The organism is Providencia sp. PROV003, from assembly GCF_045040775.1.
In the GTDB taxonomy this organism is placed as follows: domain Bacteria; phylum Pseudomonadota; class Gammaproteobacteria; order Enterobacterales; family Enterobacteriaceae; genus Providencia; species Providencia huashanensis.
Genome location: NZ_CP096369.1, coordinates 2,921,194 through 2,933,591, shown reverse-complemented (window position 1 = coordinate 2,933,591; position 12,398 = coordinate 2,921,194). Strand labels below are relative to the sequence as shown.

At 39.1% G+C, this 12,398-nt stretch carries 13 protein-coding genes; 4 read left to right on the top strand and 9 right to left on the bottom strand.

All coding sequences use genetic code 11. The features are described from left to right. Positions 1–99: 99 nt before the first annotated feature. The 4 genes from M1F14_RS13395 to M1F14_RS13380 all read right to left on the bottom strand — a co-directional run bounded on the left by M1F14_RS13395 (position 100) and on the right by M1F14_RS13380 (position 4,402). The gene (locus M1F14_RS13395) at positions 100–822 is read right to left on the bottom strand and encodes a cell envelope biogenesis protein TolA (RefSeq protein WP_181468506.1); all 723 of its coding nucleotides are present in this window, start codon (positions 820–822) and stop codon (positions 100–102) included. A 232-nt stretch (positions 823–1,054) separates the two neighbouring features. Next, positions 1,055–3,100, bottom strand: coding sequence for a carboxy terminal-processing peptidase (gene prc / locus M1F14_RS13390; RefSeq protein ID WP_129465964.1), 2,046 nt, complete (start codon positions 3,098–3,100; stop codon positions 1,055–1,057). Positions 3,101–3,119: 19 nt separating this feature from the next. Further along, the gene (proQ, locus tag M1F14_RS13385; RefSeq protein ID WP_042843600.1) at positions 3,120–3,809 is read right to left on the bottom strand and encodes an RNA chaperone ProQ; all 690 of its coding nucleotides are present in this window, start codon (positions 3,807–3,809) and stop codon (positions 3,120–3,122) included. 110 nt (positions 3,810–3,919) lie between these two features. Continuing rightward, on the bottom strand, positions 3,920–4,402 hold the full coding sequence (locus M1F14_RS13380) for a GAF domain-containing protein (RefSeq protein ID WP_405127791.1): 483 nt from the start codon (positions 4,400–4,402) through the stop codon (positions 3,920–3,922). A gap of 132 nt (positions 4,403–4,534) precedes the next feature. On the opposite strand from M1F14_RS13380, the gene yebS reads away from it, so the two are divergent. From yebS to M1F14_RS13365, 3 genes are all read left to right on the top strand, one after another. Then, entirely contained in the window at positions 4,535–5,761 is a 1,227-nt protein-coding gene (gene yebS, locus M1F14_RS13375) for a membrane integrity lipid transport subunit YebS (protein WP_042843598.1), read from the top strand. Next, complete coding sequence (locus M1F14_RS13370; RefSeq protein WP_048607308.1) at positions 5,736–8,075, top strand: PqiB family protein; 2,340 nt, start codon at positions 5,736–5,738, stop codon at positions 8,073–8,075. The genes yebS and M1F14_RS13370 overlap by 26 nt, the downstream gene beginning before the upstream one ends. A gap of 146 nt (positions 8,076–8,221) precedes the next feature. Continuing rightward, positions 8,222–8,455: a DUF1480 family protein gene (locus M1F14_RS13365; protein ID WP_042843596.1), complete on the top strand. Its 234-nt coding sequence runs from the start codon at positions 8,222–8,224 to the stop codon at positions 8,453–8,455. Positions 8,456–8,882: 427 nt separating this feature from the next. On the opposite strand, the gene M1F14_RS13360 is transcribed toward M1F14_RS13365, so the two are convergent. From M1F14_RS13360 to ftnA, 4 genes are all read right to left on the bottom strand, one after another. Beyond that, entirely contained in the window at positions 8,883–9,230 is a 348-nt protein-coding gene (locus tag M1F14_RS13360; RefSeq protein WP_042843595.1) for a YebY family protein, read from the bottom strand. A 65-nt stretch (positions 9,231–9,295) separates the two neighbouring features. Further along, on the bottom strand, positions 9,296–10,192 hold the full coding sequence (copD, locus tag M1F14_RS13355; protein WP_129465968.1) for a copper homeostasis membrane protein CopD: 897 nt from the start codon (positions 10,190–10,192) through the stop codon (positions 9,296–9,298). 1 nt (position 10,193) lies between these two features. Then, entirely contained in the window at positions 10,194–10,580 is a 387-nt protein-coding gene (gene copC / locus M1F14_RS13350; RefSeq protein WP_042843591.1) for a copper homeostasis periplasmic binding protein CopC, read from the bottom strand. Positions 10,581–10,813: 233 nt separating this feature from the next. After that, positions 10,814–11,317: a non-heme ferritin gene (gene ftnA, locus M1F14_RS13345; RefSeq protein WP_042843590.1), complete on the bottom strand. Its 504-nt coding sequence runs from the start codon at positions 11,315–11,317 to the stop codon at positions 10,814–10,816. A gap of 289 nt (positions 11,318–11,606) precedes the next feature. Here ftnA and M1F14_RS13340 point away from each other — a divergent pair, with 289 nt between their 5' ends. Continuing rightward, positions 11,607–11,837: a DNA polymerase III subunit theta gene (locus M1F14_RS13340; protein WP_042843589.1), complete on the top strand. Its 231-nt coding sequence runs from the start codon at positions 11,607–11,609 to the stop codon at positions 11,835–11,837. A 153-nt stretch (positions 11,838–11,990) separates the two neighbouring features. Here the strand turns inward: M1F14_RS13340 and yebF are convergent, their stop codons facing one another. Next, positions 11,991–12,356 carry a protein YebF gene (yebF, locus tag M1F14_RS13335; protein ID WP_048607312.1) on the bottom strand — a complete coding sequence of 122 codons (366 nt, stop codon included), beginning with the start codon at positions 12,354–12,356 and terminating at the stop codon, positions 11,991–11,993. Positions 12,357–12,398 lie beyond the last annotated feature (42 nt).

Sequence of the window (12,398 nt, the reverse complement as noted above, 5' to 3'; positions counted from 1 at the left end):
AGTCTTTATTAGACTATTTCAGAAAAACAAAGCCACCTTAAGATGGCTTTGTTTTTTAACTAACCCATTATTATACAGTTAGTTGCAAACACTTTCAGTTTAATTTGATTTTTCTTTCGTTGTTTTCGCTGATTGTTTATCTGCTGCTTTGGTTACTTTTTCTTTTACTGTTTTGCTTGAGGTTTTATCTGCTGCTTTGGTTGCTTTTTCTTTTGCTGCTTTTGCCGAATCTTTATCGGTGGCTTTAGTTGCTTTTTCTTTTATCGCTTTTGCCGAATCTTTATTGGTGGCTTTGGTTGCTTTTTCTTTTATCGCTTTTGCCGAATCTTTATCGGTGGCTTTAGTTGCTTTTTCTTTTATCGCTTTTGCCGAATCTTTATTGGTGGCTTTGGTTGCTTTTTCTTTTATCGCTTTTGCCGAATCTTTATCGGTGGCTTTGGTTGCTTTTTCTTTTATCGCTTTTGCTGGATCTGATGCCTTATCACTCTTTTTAGCCACCTTTTCATTTACCGTTTTATTTGCTCTATCTCCCGTTGCCTTTACTGGATCAGAAATAGAGGGCTTACTTGATTGCTTGGCAACACCAGAGCCAATGGTTGCTCCTGCAATACCCGCTTTACTGTTAATATCATTTTTCAATGATGTGGTGCACACTTGTTCTGAGCGGCTAGTGGAGCCATCATTACAAATGAACTTACCGCTTTCACAGCGATCGACCCCACCTTTGCTCCCTGAACAAGGGTAGTTTCTTGCTGTCGCTGTGTTTATTGATGAAGCCATCATGATACTAACTGCGATTAAACCTATAACTAATTTACCCATGGTATTGCCTCTTTGATTAAGAACCCTTATCAAAAGTTTAGAATAAATTAATTAAAGGTAAAGAAATCTAGAATGACACGATTATTTTAGGCGATAAAAACTATCTAATATCTGTTTTAACTTTTTCTCAGACATTAAGTCATCATCGATGACTTTAAATAAAAGAAAACCCCATACAAATCATAGATAAGTATGGGGTCTGTTATTTAAAATGAGCTTTAACTTTACTTAGTTATTGATTATTACCTGATAGCATCTTGGTATTTTGACTTGCCAAGTCAATCGCCATTTTAACCGTTTCATCTAAGTACGGATCAGGGCCTTCATAATCCTTTGGTAAGTCATCAATTGATTTTAGTAATGGCTTACCTTCACGTACATTTCGTTCATTTATACGTTTAAGTTTAGTTGCTTCGATTTCATTATCTTCTTTTTGACGCTCAGCATAATTAAGCGAAATTAGATTCTTACTCTCTTTATGCGCTTTATAGCGCGCAATATCTTCATCGATATAATTGAATTCAGGGTCTTGGCTAATCCGCGCTAGATGCTGAGTTTTGATTGGCGATAAGTCTGATGAAATATCACCGACACGTGCATAGTTTGCTGGAGGAATGCTATCCCATGGCAATGCATTGTCTTCAAAACTTTCACCTGTTTCAGCAGGATCTTGACCTGTTGGCATCACGACATCAGGTGTCACACCCTTACGCTGTGTACTCCCACCATTAACACGGTAAAACTTCTGGATGGTATATTGTACTGAACCCAATGAAGGCCATTCTGGCTTTAACATTTGGTCGTACACACGACTTAAACTACGATGTTGTTGTACCGTGCCTTTACCAAAAGTTGGTTCGCCCACGATTAATGCACGCCCATAATCCTGCATCGCTGCTGCAAAAATTTCAGATGCAGATGCACTAAAACGATCAACTAAAACAACCAGTGGGCCTTTATAGTAAATAACGTCGTCATCATCGACATCTTGACGAACTTGACCATTGTTATCACGAATTTGAACCACTGGGCCTTTTGGAATAAATAAACCAGATAAAGCAACAGCTTCAGTTAATGCCCCACCACCATTTCCGCGTAAATCAATGACCAACGCAGAAACATTATCTTTCGCGATATTTTGCAGTTGTGTTTTTACATCATTAGTTAAACCAACATAGAAACCAGGAATATCTAACACAGCAACTTTATCTTTGCCTTGCTGTTTGATAGTCAGTTTTACAGCACGGTCTTCAAGGCGGATTTGCTCCCGAACGATGGTGATGATATGAGGCTTCGCCCCTTTGGTATCAGAAATAACTTCTAACCGAACTTTACTTCCTTTTGGCCCTTTAATTAACGCAACCACGTCATCAAGGCGCCAACCAACTACATCCACAATCGGTTTGCCCGTTTGCCCTACACCAATGATTTTATCACCGACTTTTAACTCTTTGCTCTTCGCCGCAGGCCCACCCGCCACGAGGGAGTTAATCACCGTATTTTCATCATCTTGCTGTAAAACCGCGCCAATTCCTTCCAATGACAAACTCATTTCAGAATTGAATTGTTCAGTATTACGAGGTGAAAGATAACTCGTATGTGGATCAATTTCGCGTGCAAATGAATTAATAATCAGTTGGAAAACGTCTTCACTTTGTGCTTGCGTTAGACGTCTCAAAGCAAAGTTATATCGCTTGGTCAGTTTTTCTTTGATTTCTTTATCGTCTTTACCTGAAAGCTTTAAATTCAACCAGTCATAACGTACTTTTTGGTCCCAGAGACGATCAAGTTCTTGTTTATCTTTAGGCCAAGGGGACTTAGAGCGGTCAACTTCAATAGAATCCGTCGCGTTCAAATCAATAGGTTGTTCTAAGCGAGCTAATGCATATTTAAAACGCTCAAAACGCCGTTCCTGCGATAGGTTATACAGGTCATAAAACGTATCTAATTTGCCGTCCTCAAGCCATTGACCTACTTTACCTTTATCTTTGGTATACTGATCAACGTCGGATTGAAGTAAAACATTGTGACCGAAATCTAACATATTGAGATAGCGGTCAAATATTTTCCCAGAAAACGCTTTGTCTAAATCAAATTGACGATAATGTGAACGAGTGAACCTTGATGTGACCCTTTCACTCACAGTGCCGTGCTGAGCGCTCTGTTTTAAGACAGGTAACTGAGCCGCAGTGACCGGAGCCACTGCTTGAGTATTAGCAATTGCACTACCGAAAGTAGCCAAACTGACAACAAGTGCAATTTTAAGAAGTTTGTTCATGACCTGATTGACCTCCGTATCAGAACTTTAAATGTTCCGCGCGTACAATCATTGCCAGTCCAGTTGGCAATTGAACCCTAACACCGTCTTTTGCAATTTCCAGCACAGAGGCGTCCATCACACTAGTACCCACTTTCACTTTCAATGATTGACCAATTTGAAGTGTGTTGATATCAGTGACTGATTTCAGATTCTGTTCTGGGGCTGGGTTATTACGACGGGGGGGTTTAGCTGATGTAGTTTGCGAGCGTTCTTTATTGTCTGATGGGCGACGGCGAGGCGCTTTCTCTTTAGTGGTATCTTGACTACGGGTGTTTTTTTCACTCGGCTTTTTCGCTGCTGGGCGCTTTTGCGCTTTTTGTTCAGCACGTTGCGCTTGAACACGAGCTTTAGCTTCAGCTAATTGTTGACGCGCATGAGCAATATGCTCTGCGTCTAATTCACCACAGTCTTCACCATTTAGGTCAACGCGTTTTGCGCCTTCTTTAACACCGTAGAGATAACGCCAGCTAGAGGTATACATACGCAACGCAGAACGTAATTGCGTTTTGCTAATACCGTCTTCTTCAGTTAAACACCCTACGATATCTTGAAAAATTCCGACTTTTAACGGACGTGCTTCGCCTTCAGCGATAAAACAGCGAGGAAAACGCTCTGCTAGAAATGCGATAACTTCTTTACTACTATTCAACTTAGGTTGATTTTCCATGAAATTTCCTGATAACAACGATTTTGCCAACCTCACGGGCATGAACAAGCCGACATTATAATCGTGTTGCTGACAATTGCCACGTTACTATTAATTTAACTGACCAATATTTAGTAATATTTTGGCATAGAACACATTGCCAGATGTTGACACAACTGGTTTACAAGGTGCTTTAAGCCTTTTTCATCCTCTTGGTCGAATTGGCTAATATTTGGGCTGTCGATATCTAAAACCCCAATAATTTGCCCATTTACCACCAAAGTAAACACAATTTCAGCGTTACTTGCCGCATCACAAGCGATATGACCTGGGAATGCATGAACATCTTCTATACGCTGAATTTGGTTGTGACTAAAAGCCGTACCACAGACCCCTTTACCAAAGGGTATTCGAACACATGCAACTTTACCTTGAAACGGACCTAATACTAATTCTTGCCCATTACTCAGGTAAAATCCAGCCCAATTAACCCCCTCTAAGCGCTCATACAGTAATGCACAAGTATTTGCTAAGGTGGCAATTAAATCATATTCTCCTGCTAATAATGCAGAGAGATTATCTGAAAGTTCAAGATAATACTTCTTTTTATCCATAATTATTTTTAGTAATAATCAAGTAATTAATGAAACATCTGTAAGAGTAACTCTAAGGTTACCAATTTGTCACTTTGAGGTAAATTTTTTTACACTAGATTACATCTAAGTGAAACCCTAAAATGAGTAAATATGAACAACATTAACCACACTGACTTGATTTTACAGCGTTGTAGCCATTGCAACCAAAAAATCCTCGCTCCGCGATTTAGCTTACGACAAGTCGTTATTTGCCCTCGTTGTTCTAGTCAACTCAATGATGGCCGGTCATGGTCAATCAAGCGGTTATCCATATTGTCTATCACATTATTGATGCTAGCACCGATCGCTTTTTTACAACCACTAATTTCTATTCATCTGCTGGGAAGTCAAATTAATGCCAATGTAATAGAAGGTGTTCGCTTAATTAATCATCAAGGTGACCCGCTCACAGCAAGTATTGTGGCTTTTTGTGCGATAGCTGCTCCACTATTATTGCCAATATTAATTTTAATGTTACTTATTGGTCAGCGAATAAATTTAAACCTTCGCCCTATTTTACTGGTTCTGAAACACATCAAAGAATGGGTTATGTTAGATGTTTACTTAATCGCTCTCGGTATAGCGGCAATTAAAATGCAAGATTACGCCAGCGTGTTTATAGGTAATGGTTTAGTTGCTTTTATCACGATGGCTATTTTAAGTTTATTGATCCTCATCCACATGAATTTAGACGAACTATGGCGTCGGTTTTACCCTATTGATGACCAAGGGGAACAACCACATGCGCTGGCCTGCACCGCTTGCCACTTTACAGGGCCTTCTAACGCTCAAGGGAAGTGTCAGCGCTGTCATCGGCCATTACAATCTCGCAACCCCTATAGTTTACAAAAAACATGGGCTGCGCTAATTGCCGCCATGGTGTTATTGTTTCCCGCTAACCTGCTACCCATTTCAGTTTTTTATCTGAATGGGCAGCGTTTGGAGGACACAATTTATTCTGGTGTTGTAGCCTTAATTGACTCGGGTAACTGGCCTATTGCCATTATTGTCTTCATTGCCAGCATATTAGTGCCCTTCATCAAGATTATCATCATGATATTATTACTATTTTCTATACAGTTAAAAAGCAATACCGACCCTGTTCTTCGTATGAAACTACTAAAATTTGTTTCATGGATAGGCCGCTGGTCAATGTTAGATTTATTCGTCATTGCCTTAATGATGACATTAGTTAACCGTGATCAATTAATGTCTTTTACTATGGGCCCTGCCGCATTTTACTTTGGTACAGCAGTTATTCTAACAATCATGGCTGTTGAATGGTTAGATAGCCGCTTAATATGGGATTCATATGGAAAATCAAAACCTGCAAAATGAGCCTTCTGAAGAAGCTACAGAAGCCACACTACGCAAACGAGGGCGTATCTCCCCTTTCTGGTTATTACCGCTGGTAGCGATTTTTATAGCTGGTTGGCTTCTTTTCCAACATTGGGTTGAGCGTGGAACTGATATTACGATTGAGTTCTCTTCTGCCCCAGGTGTCGTCGCAAATCGAACACCTATTCGCTACCAAGGCGTTGAGGTTGGATTAGTTCAATCAATTGCTATTAGCAAAAATATGAAATCCATTATTGTTACTGCCAGTGTTAACAAAGACATGCGCTCTGCGTTAACTTCAGGCACAAAATTTTGGTTAGTTACACCTAAAGCCTCATTGGCGGGCGTTTCCGGCCTTGATGCATTGGTTGGCGGTAACTATATTGGAATGCTGCCAAGCACTGGGACAGAGCAATTCTCGTTTGTGGCACAAGACACGCCACCACAACTAAATATTGACGAAGGTGAACTTCTAATCCACTTAACCGCACCTGATTTAGGTTCATTAAACGAAAACTCACCCATTTATTACCGAAAAGTCCCCGTGGGTTATATCTCGGATTATACCATTTTACCGGATAACCAAGGGGTATCTATATCTGCGGTGGTCAAAAAACACTATGCCAAACTCGTTCGTAAAGACAGCCAATTTTGGAATGTATCTGGCTTACAAGGTAGTTTTGACCTTAAATCCGGTGCTAATATCAAAATGGAAAGCCTTTCTGCTGTCATAAATGGCGCTATTACTTTTGACTCACCGCAAGGCAGCCCCCAAGCGGAAGAAGGCCAACGTTTTGTGTTACAATCTAGCCGTGCCGTTGTCAAAGCTGCTGAACAAGAAGGTAAATCCCCTTTAACTCTTGCCTTATGGGCCAATGACACCTATGGCGTAAGCAAAGGACAACCTGTTGTTTATAAAGGTATTCAAATCGGTGAGGTGTTACAACGTCACCTATCCGCCGATAATGTCAATTTTAAAATAGCCATATATGATGAGTTTAAGCACCTCATTCGTGAAGACAGTAAATTTGTCGCCAATAGCCGTGTTGATGTCCAATTGGGGCTTGGTGGACTACAGTTCCAAGGCGCGACACCGCAAGAATGGTTAGATGGCGGCATACACTTAATTGCGGGGCAAAGCCAAGGGAAATTACCAGAGAAATTCCCTTTATACCGCAGTGATGACAATGCGAAAGCCGGTATTTTAGGGGCATCTCCACCAACTACAATTACTCTTAATACAGCGACATTACCAGATATACAAGCCGGGTCGGTTGTACTTTATCGTCAATTTGCAGTAGGCAAAATTACCACCATTAAACCCACTACATCCGGTTTTTCCATTGATGTATATATTTCAAGTGAATATCGGCATTTACTGACTGATAACAGTGTTTTTTGGGCTGAAGGTGGAGCAAAAGTTCAGTTAAATAGTAATGGTTTAACAGTCCAAGCTGCCCCATTGAGCCGTGCGATCAGTGGAGCAATAAGCTTTGACAACATAGGTAATGGCACAGCGAATACTGCACGCCAACACATGCTTTACCCTAATGAAACATCTGCTAAGGCTATTGGTAGTGTAGTTACCTTAACAACATTTGATGCCTCCAAACTTTCTGAAGGCATGCCTATCCGTTATTTAGGCATAAACATTGGTCAGATAGAGTCATTAAAACTGTCCTCTGATAAAAGAGAGGTACAAGCGAGGGCTATTCTCTATCCAGAGTATGTCAGCACATTCACAAAACTAGGGAGCCGCTTTGCTGTTGTAACCCCTGAGTTATCACCCGCGGGCTTAAATAACCTTGACAGTATATTACAACCTTATATTAGTGCAGAGCCTGGACGTAGTAATAAAAACCGTTATCAATTTGAACTACAAGCTGCCAATATAACTGACTCTCGTTATTTAGATGGTTTAACCATTTACCTTGATGCCACTGATGTTGGTTCTGTTCAGGTGGGTACGCCGATTTTATTTAGAGGGCTGGAAGTCGGTGTGGTGACAGGCTTATATTTGGGAGAGCTTTCCGACCGCGTTTATGTTGCCACACGTATTGGCAAGGAGTATCAATATTTAGTACGTGATAACACTGAATTTTGGCAATCATCCGGCTTTAATTTCTCCTTTGGTTTGGCTGGTGGAGTTATGAAAAGCGGTACATTCAAGCAGTTTGTCCGAGGTGGTATCACTCTCGCCACCCCGCCAACAGTGCCTTTAGCGCCGAAAGCTAAGCCGGAACAGCATTTCATTCTAAAATTAGAAGCCCCTAGTGATTACTTAAACTGGGGTACATCAATACCTAAAAAATAAACACTACAAGGGTGCATATAAGTAACATAATGCACCCTCTCTTGTTTATCGGTGAAAATTTATTTTGGAAATCAATTCCATTTATACTATGATTAATTCTGTTGAGCTTAGTATATATAGATAACGTCGATAAATGAGGTGCTATTATGTGTTTTGTGAAATTGAAAATATCTTCCTATGAAATTAATGATGCGGTTATGGCTTCACATAAAAGTGATACGGTAAGTATCCCTTGTGATTCTGATACCGATTTCTGTATGCAATTAGATGGTTGGGACGAACATACCAGCATCCCTGCCACCTTAGATGAAAAACCTGTTTTACTCTATCGCCATCACTATGATAAAGAAAATCATCATTGGGTCATGAAATTAGCATAGTAGGTTAATCATGTTATACAGCCTATTAGCTCGGGTATATAAATGGGTAAGAACAAATAGAAAGGTGATTACTAGTGTGTTAACAAACAAACCGATAGGCAAAAAAAGAGGCCTGGTAGATTCCGATTACCGGGCCTTGGGAAATGGCTCTGGCAGAGCCGTGCGCTAAAATTGCCATTGAGACGTAACAAAGTACACCCTAATACTAGCTTTCAACTCACGTTCTTACCACATTTATTATCAATTATTTCACATATTATTAACACAATTTATTGTTTGATTTTCTAATATTGAACTATTTGTTCAATAGGTTATACCTATACCATTAATCAACAAAACCTTTCAATTGTATATCACACTGATTTATATAAATAAAATAATAGAAAACACCATTCCCTCTGCGTAACCAACCCTATTTCCAGTAACCTTACTTACTGGGGCATAATTTTTCAGCGGCCTCTTTTAATGGCTGTATTCTTTCTTTAACACTTTTAGTTGTTTCAATAGGTGCTAATAAAACATCAATCGGCTGAGCCTTAATCTCTTTTTTCTCCATTAATTCCGTCGCTATCTCATTTAATGGATATTGCATCAATGTTGCAGGGTTAATGACGACCAATGCACCATTGTTACGGCACTCAAGCATCACCTCCTCACGAATAAACGGCCAGTCCTGACCAAATTGTTTTTTACTGACTGTTGCCAATGGTGCGGAGTATGCTGCACTCATTGTTCCAACAAGTAATAATGAGCAAATAATGAGTTTATATTTCATTAAAATGACCTTGTTAAATATTAAAAATATCTTCACTGTATTATCAAATAAATACGAACATTTGGCTATATCGGTTGATAAGTAGCAAAAATAGCAACGGCTAGAATTGCCATAGTACCCAATAACAATTCAACCCAACTATTAATGATCAAATAGTTCAAACGCCCTCTGTGTTTTAGGCCTGGAACGATATAGTAGCGATTAATCAAAGCTAACATTACCATTCCTAGAACTAAAATAATTTTAAACCAAAGCAATGATTGGTACTCAGAGCCCGAAAATGCCAAAGGCCATTCTGGCAAAATCGTTATTGCACTAATAACCCCGGTTAAGATGACAAGCACAACTGCAACATGCCCAATTTTTGAAAACAACCGCATAGTACTGATTATTTGTTTATCCATCCCCTGCACCAACTCTTGTTTATGACGTAAAAACTGAATACAAATTAAGAATGGCCATAAACCACCAAACCAATAGGCTGCACTAATGAGATGAATGAACTGATTAATACGATGAAAAGCCCCAATAACGCCATCGGTCATGGCTGCATGCCCAATAAATGCATGGAGACCAAGCAGGACAATAGAAAGAAGTAATACTAGGTTTAGACGTAGCTTTATGGATTTTATACATAAAACCAGCAAGAGGATAACAGCAAACAGCAGTTGCCAGCGCCATATTTGACCAAATGACGTGCCAAGCACCCCCTGCCATATAGCCCAATCGATACTATCTTCCCAACCATCCCCCATCAAACCAGCTTGAGCAAGCAACCAACCAAAGGTTGTTAATGAAGTGATAATAGCGCAAAAGAAGATACCTTTATTAAGGTAACGGACTAATAAATAGCGAAACTTCCCACGACTGAGAAGCACTGCAAATATTGACATACCACACATCAATATTGCAGCGATAAAATGGATAAAACGAATTAACGTATAAAAAGCTTCTAGTGACATATCATTTCACTGTAAAGCTATAAGTCCCTTTTGTTTTGTGCCCATCCACAGAGACCACACTCCAATTAACATCATACTTACCAGCAACGAGTTTATCCTCAACAGGAACAATAACTTTAGTGTCATTACTTGGGTCTAATGCTGCCTTGCCTGTTTTGACAATATTTTTTTCAGGGCCAACAATATTGACTTTAGTGAAATTAACTTCAATCCCCTCAGAAAAGCTTAATGTAATTGATTCAGGTGCTTGCTCTACCGCGGCACCTTCAGCTGGTAGTTGGTCTTTAAGATGAGCATGAGCAAAAGCTTGTTGGAAGGACATACCTAAAAACAAAACGGCAATAGCGCTAAGTTTACGCCATGAAGATTTAATATGGTAGATTGGCATAGTAACCCCTTAATTTGCAGGTGAATTTAGAATTATTACCAATCATTATACGGAAAAAAACCAGTTTTACCGCTTAAAAATAGGTTTTGACCCTCTATCCTGTGAGTTTTCACACAAAATGAAAAGAAAAAGGCTTGTGGTCATTGAAATAAACTTTCATAGCCACAAGCCTGACAAGGTCTTTATACTTCAAATAGATATATTAACTTAATAAATACCGATAGTGCTTCAAATTAGATATGTGTTGCTGCAGATAAGCTTTTTAAGTCTTTATCTAACAAGAATAACGCCTTGCCAGATTCACCAACCATATCAAGTTTATCCAATACTGATTTAAATAGTTTTTCTTCTTCGTGTTGCTCAGCAACATACCATTGTAAGAAGTTAAATGTTGAATAGTCTTGGGTTGTCATGGCTAAATGAGCCAGTTTGTTAATTTCGCGTGTGATTAATTGTTCGTGCTCATATGTTTGGGTGAAAACATCTGCAATCGATTTGAAAGCAACAGGAGGCGCTGCAATTTGCCCTAATAAAGGTAATGCACCTGTATCGCTAAGGTAATCAAATAAACGCTGCATGTGCTCCATTTCTTCTTGTGAGTGCGACTTTAGAAATGCAGCTGCACCTTCGTAGCCTTTATCGCTACACCAAGCACTCATTTGCAAATAAAGATTAGCAGAATAAAATTCAAGATTTAATTGCTCATTTAGTTTATTGACCATGTCTGTAGTTAACATATTTATGCCTTATCAGTTAATCGTTCATTCTTATATTATGCACAGTATTACAATAATTAAAACCCTAAAACAATCTTAAAACAAAAAAATCCAATTTACTGATTATTAATAACTTTTGTTAAAAACAATAATAATCAATCTCATTATCTTTTCTTGGTTTATATTTTAATTATCACGATAACAATCATTCGTCTTTATTTTTTCGACATCATTTTTTAATATTCTATTGAGATTTTTTCTCATTAACCCATTATAATAAATCAGTGAGAATTAACTTTTGAGAACCAAAATGAACTACAACCTTGCTTTATTACCTAAAGATGAAATGGATAAGATCAACGTTGACCTTTTAGCCTCCGGTGTTGCATTCAAAGAACGCTATAACGTCGCCGTCATCGCCGAAGCCGTCGAACGGGAACAGCCCGAGCACCTAAGGGAGTATTTCAGAGAAAGGTTGGTTTATTACCGCCAACTTTCACAAAATTTTGCGCGTATGCCTTATGAACCCAGAAATCGCTAAATTGATTACTCGGTTTACTACCCAATATTTTTATTTGGTCACGAAGTAAATTTATTATCCATACACTAAAAAAGGGAGCCTTTTTCGGCTCCCCTTTAGTTACATTAATACGAAAGAAAATGGGTCTTTTCTTTGTTAACTAATATTAACTGCCTATTTAGTTGCGTTATAGGTAACCGTATTATTTTGGCAATCGACCGAAACAGAATAACGTAGGTCAGATTTTGCCCCTCTCACCACCAATGGAACAGTATAGCCTGTTTCAGTTTTAGTCACTTCACTATCATTGACCCATGCAACTGCCTTTTTACCTAACGTGGCCTTCTCTTCTGCCCAACGCGGTAACCGATTATGCATAAAATCACTTTTAACCTGAGCCGCAATCTGTGGTTCAGTTAATGTACCACAACTGACAAAGGGTTCCGCTTTACCTTCTTCATCGTTTGCGCTTAAAGCAAACGAACTAAAAACCAATGCACATGTCCCCAGAACAACAGCAATTTTATGATTTGCTTCCATAGCACCCTCCGATACCCATATAAGGTAAAGATTTTTGATTAG

Excerpts from the sequence above, each read along its gene's own strand:
- M1F14_RS13395 (WP_181468506.1), bottom strand. The coding sequence starts at position 822 with ATGGGTAAATTAGTTATAGGTTTAATCGCAGTTAGTATCATGATGGCT.
- prc (WP_129465964.1), bottom strand. The coding sequence starts at position 3,100 with ATGAACAAACTTCTTAAAATTGCACTTGTTGTCAGTTTGGCTACTTTC.
- proQ (WP_042843600.1), bottom strand. The coding sequence starts at position 3,809 with ATGGAAAATCAACCTAAGTTGAATAGTAGTAAAGAAGTTATCGCATTT.
- M1F14_RS13380 (WP_405127791.1), bottom strand. The coding sequence starts at position 4,402 with ATGGATAAAAAGAAGTATTATCTTGAACTTTCAGATAATCTCTCTGCA.
- yebS (WP_042843598.1), top strand. The coding sequence starts at position 4,535 with ATGAACAACATTAACCACACTGACTTGATTTTACAGCGTTGTAGCCAT.
- M1F14_RS13370 (WP_048607308.1), top strand. The coding sequence starts at position 5,736 with ATGGAAAATCAAAACCTGCAAAATGAGCCTTCTGAAGAAGCTACAGAA.
- M1F14_RS13365 (WP_042843596.1), top strand. The coding sequence starts at position 8,222 with ATGTGTTTTGTGAAATTGAAAATATCTTCCTATGAAATTAATGATGCG.
- M1F14_RS13360 (WP_042843595.1), bottom strand. The coding sequence starts at position 9,230 with ATGAAATATAAACTCATTATTTGCTCATTATTACTTGTTGGAACAATG.
- copD (WP_129465968.1), bottom strand. The coding sequence starts at position 10,192 with ATGTCACTAGAAGCTTTTTATACGTTAATTCGTTTTATCCATTTTATC.
- copC (WP_042843591.1), bottom strand. The coding sequence starts at position 10,580 with ATGCCAATCTACCATATTAAATCTTCATGGCGTAAACTTAGCGCTATT.
- ftnA (WP_042843590.1), bottom strand. The coding sequence starts at position 11,317 with ATGTTAACTACAGACATGGTCAATAAACTAAATGAGCAATTAAATCTT.
- M1F14_RS13340 (WP_042843589.1), top strand. The coding sequence starts at position 11,607 with ATGAACTACAACCTTGCTTTATTACCTAAAGATGAAATGGATAAGATC.
- yebF (WP_048607312.1), bottom strand. The coding sequence starts at position 12,356 with ATGGAAGCAAATCATAAAATTGCTGTTGTTCTGGGGACATGTGCATTG.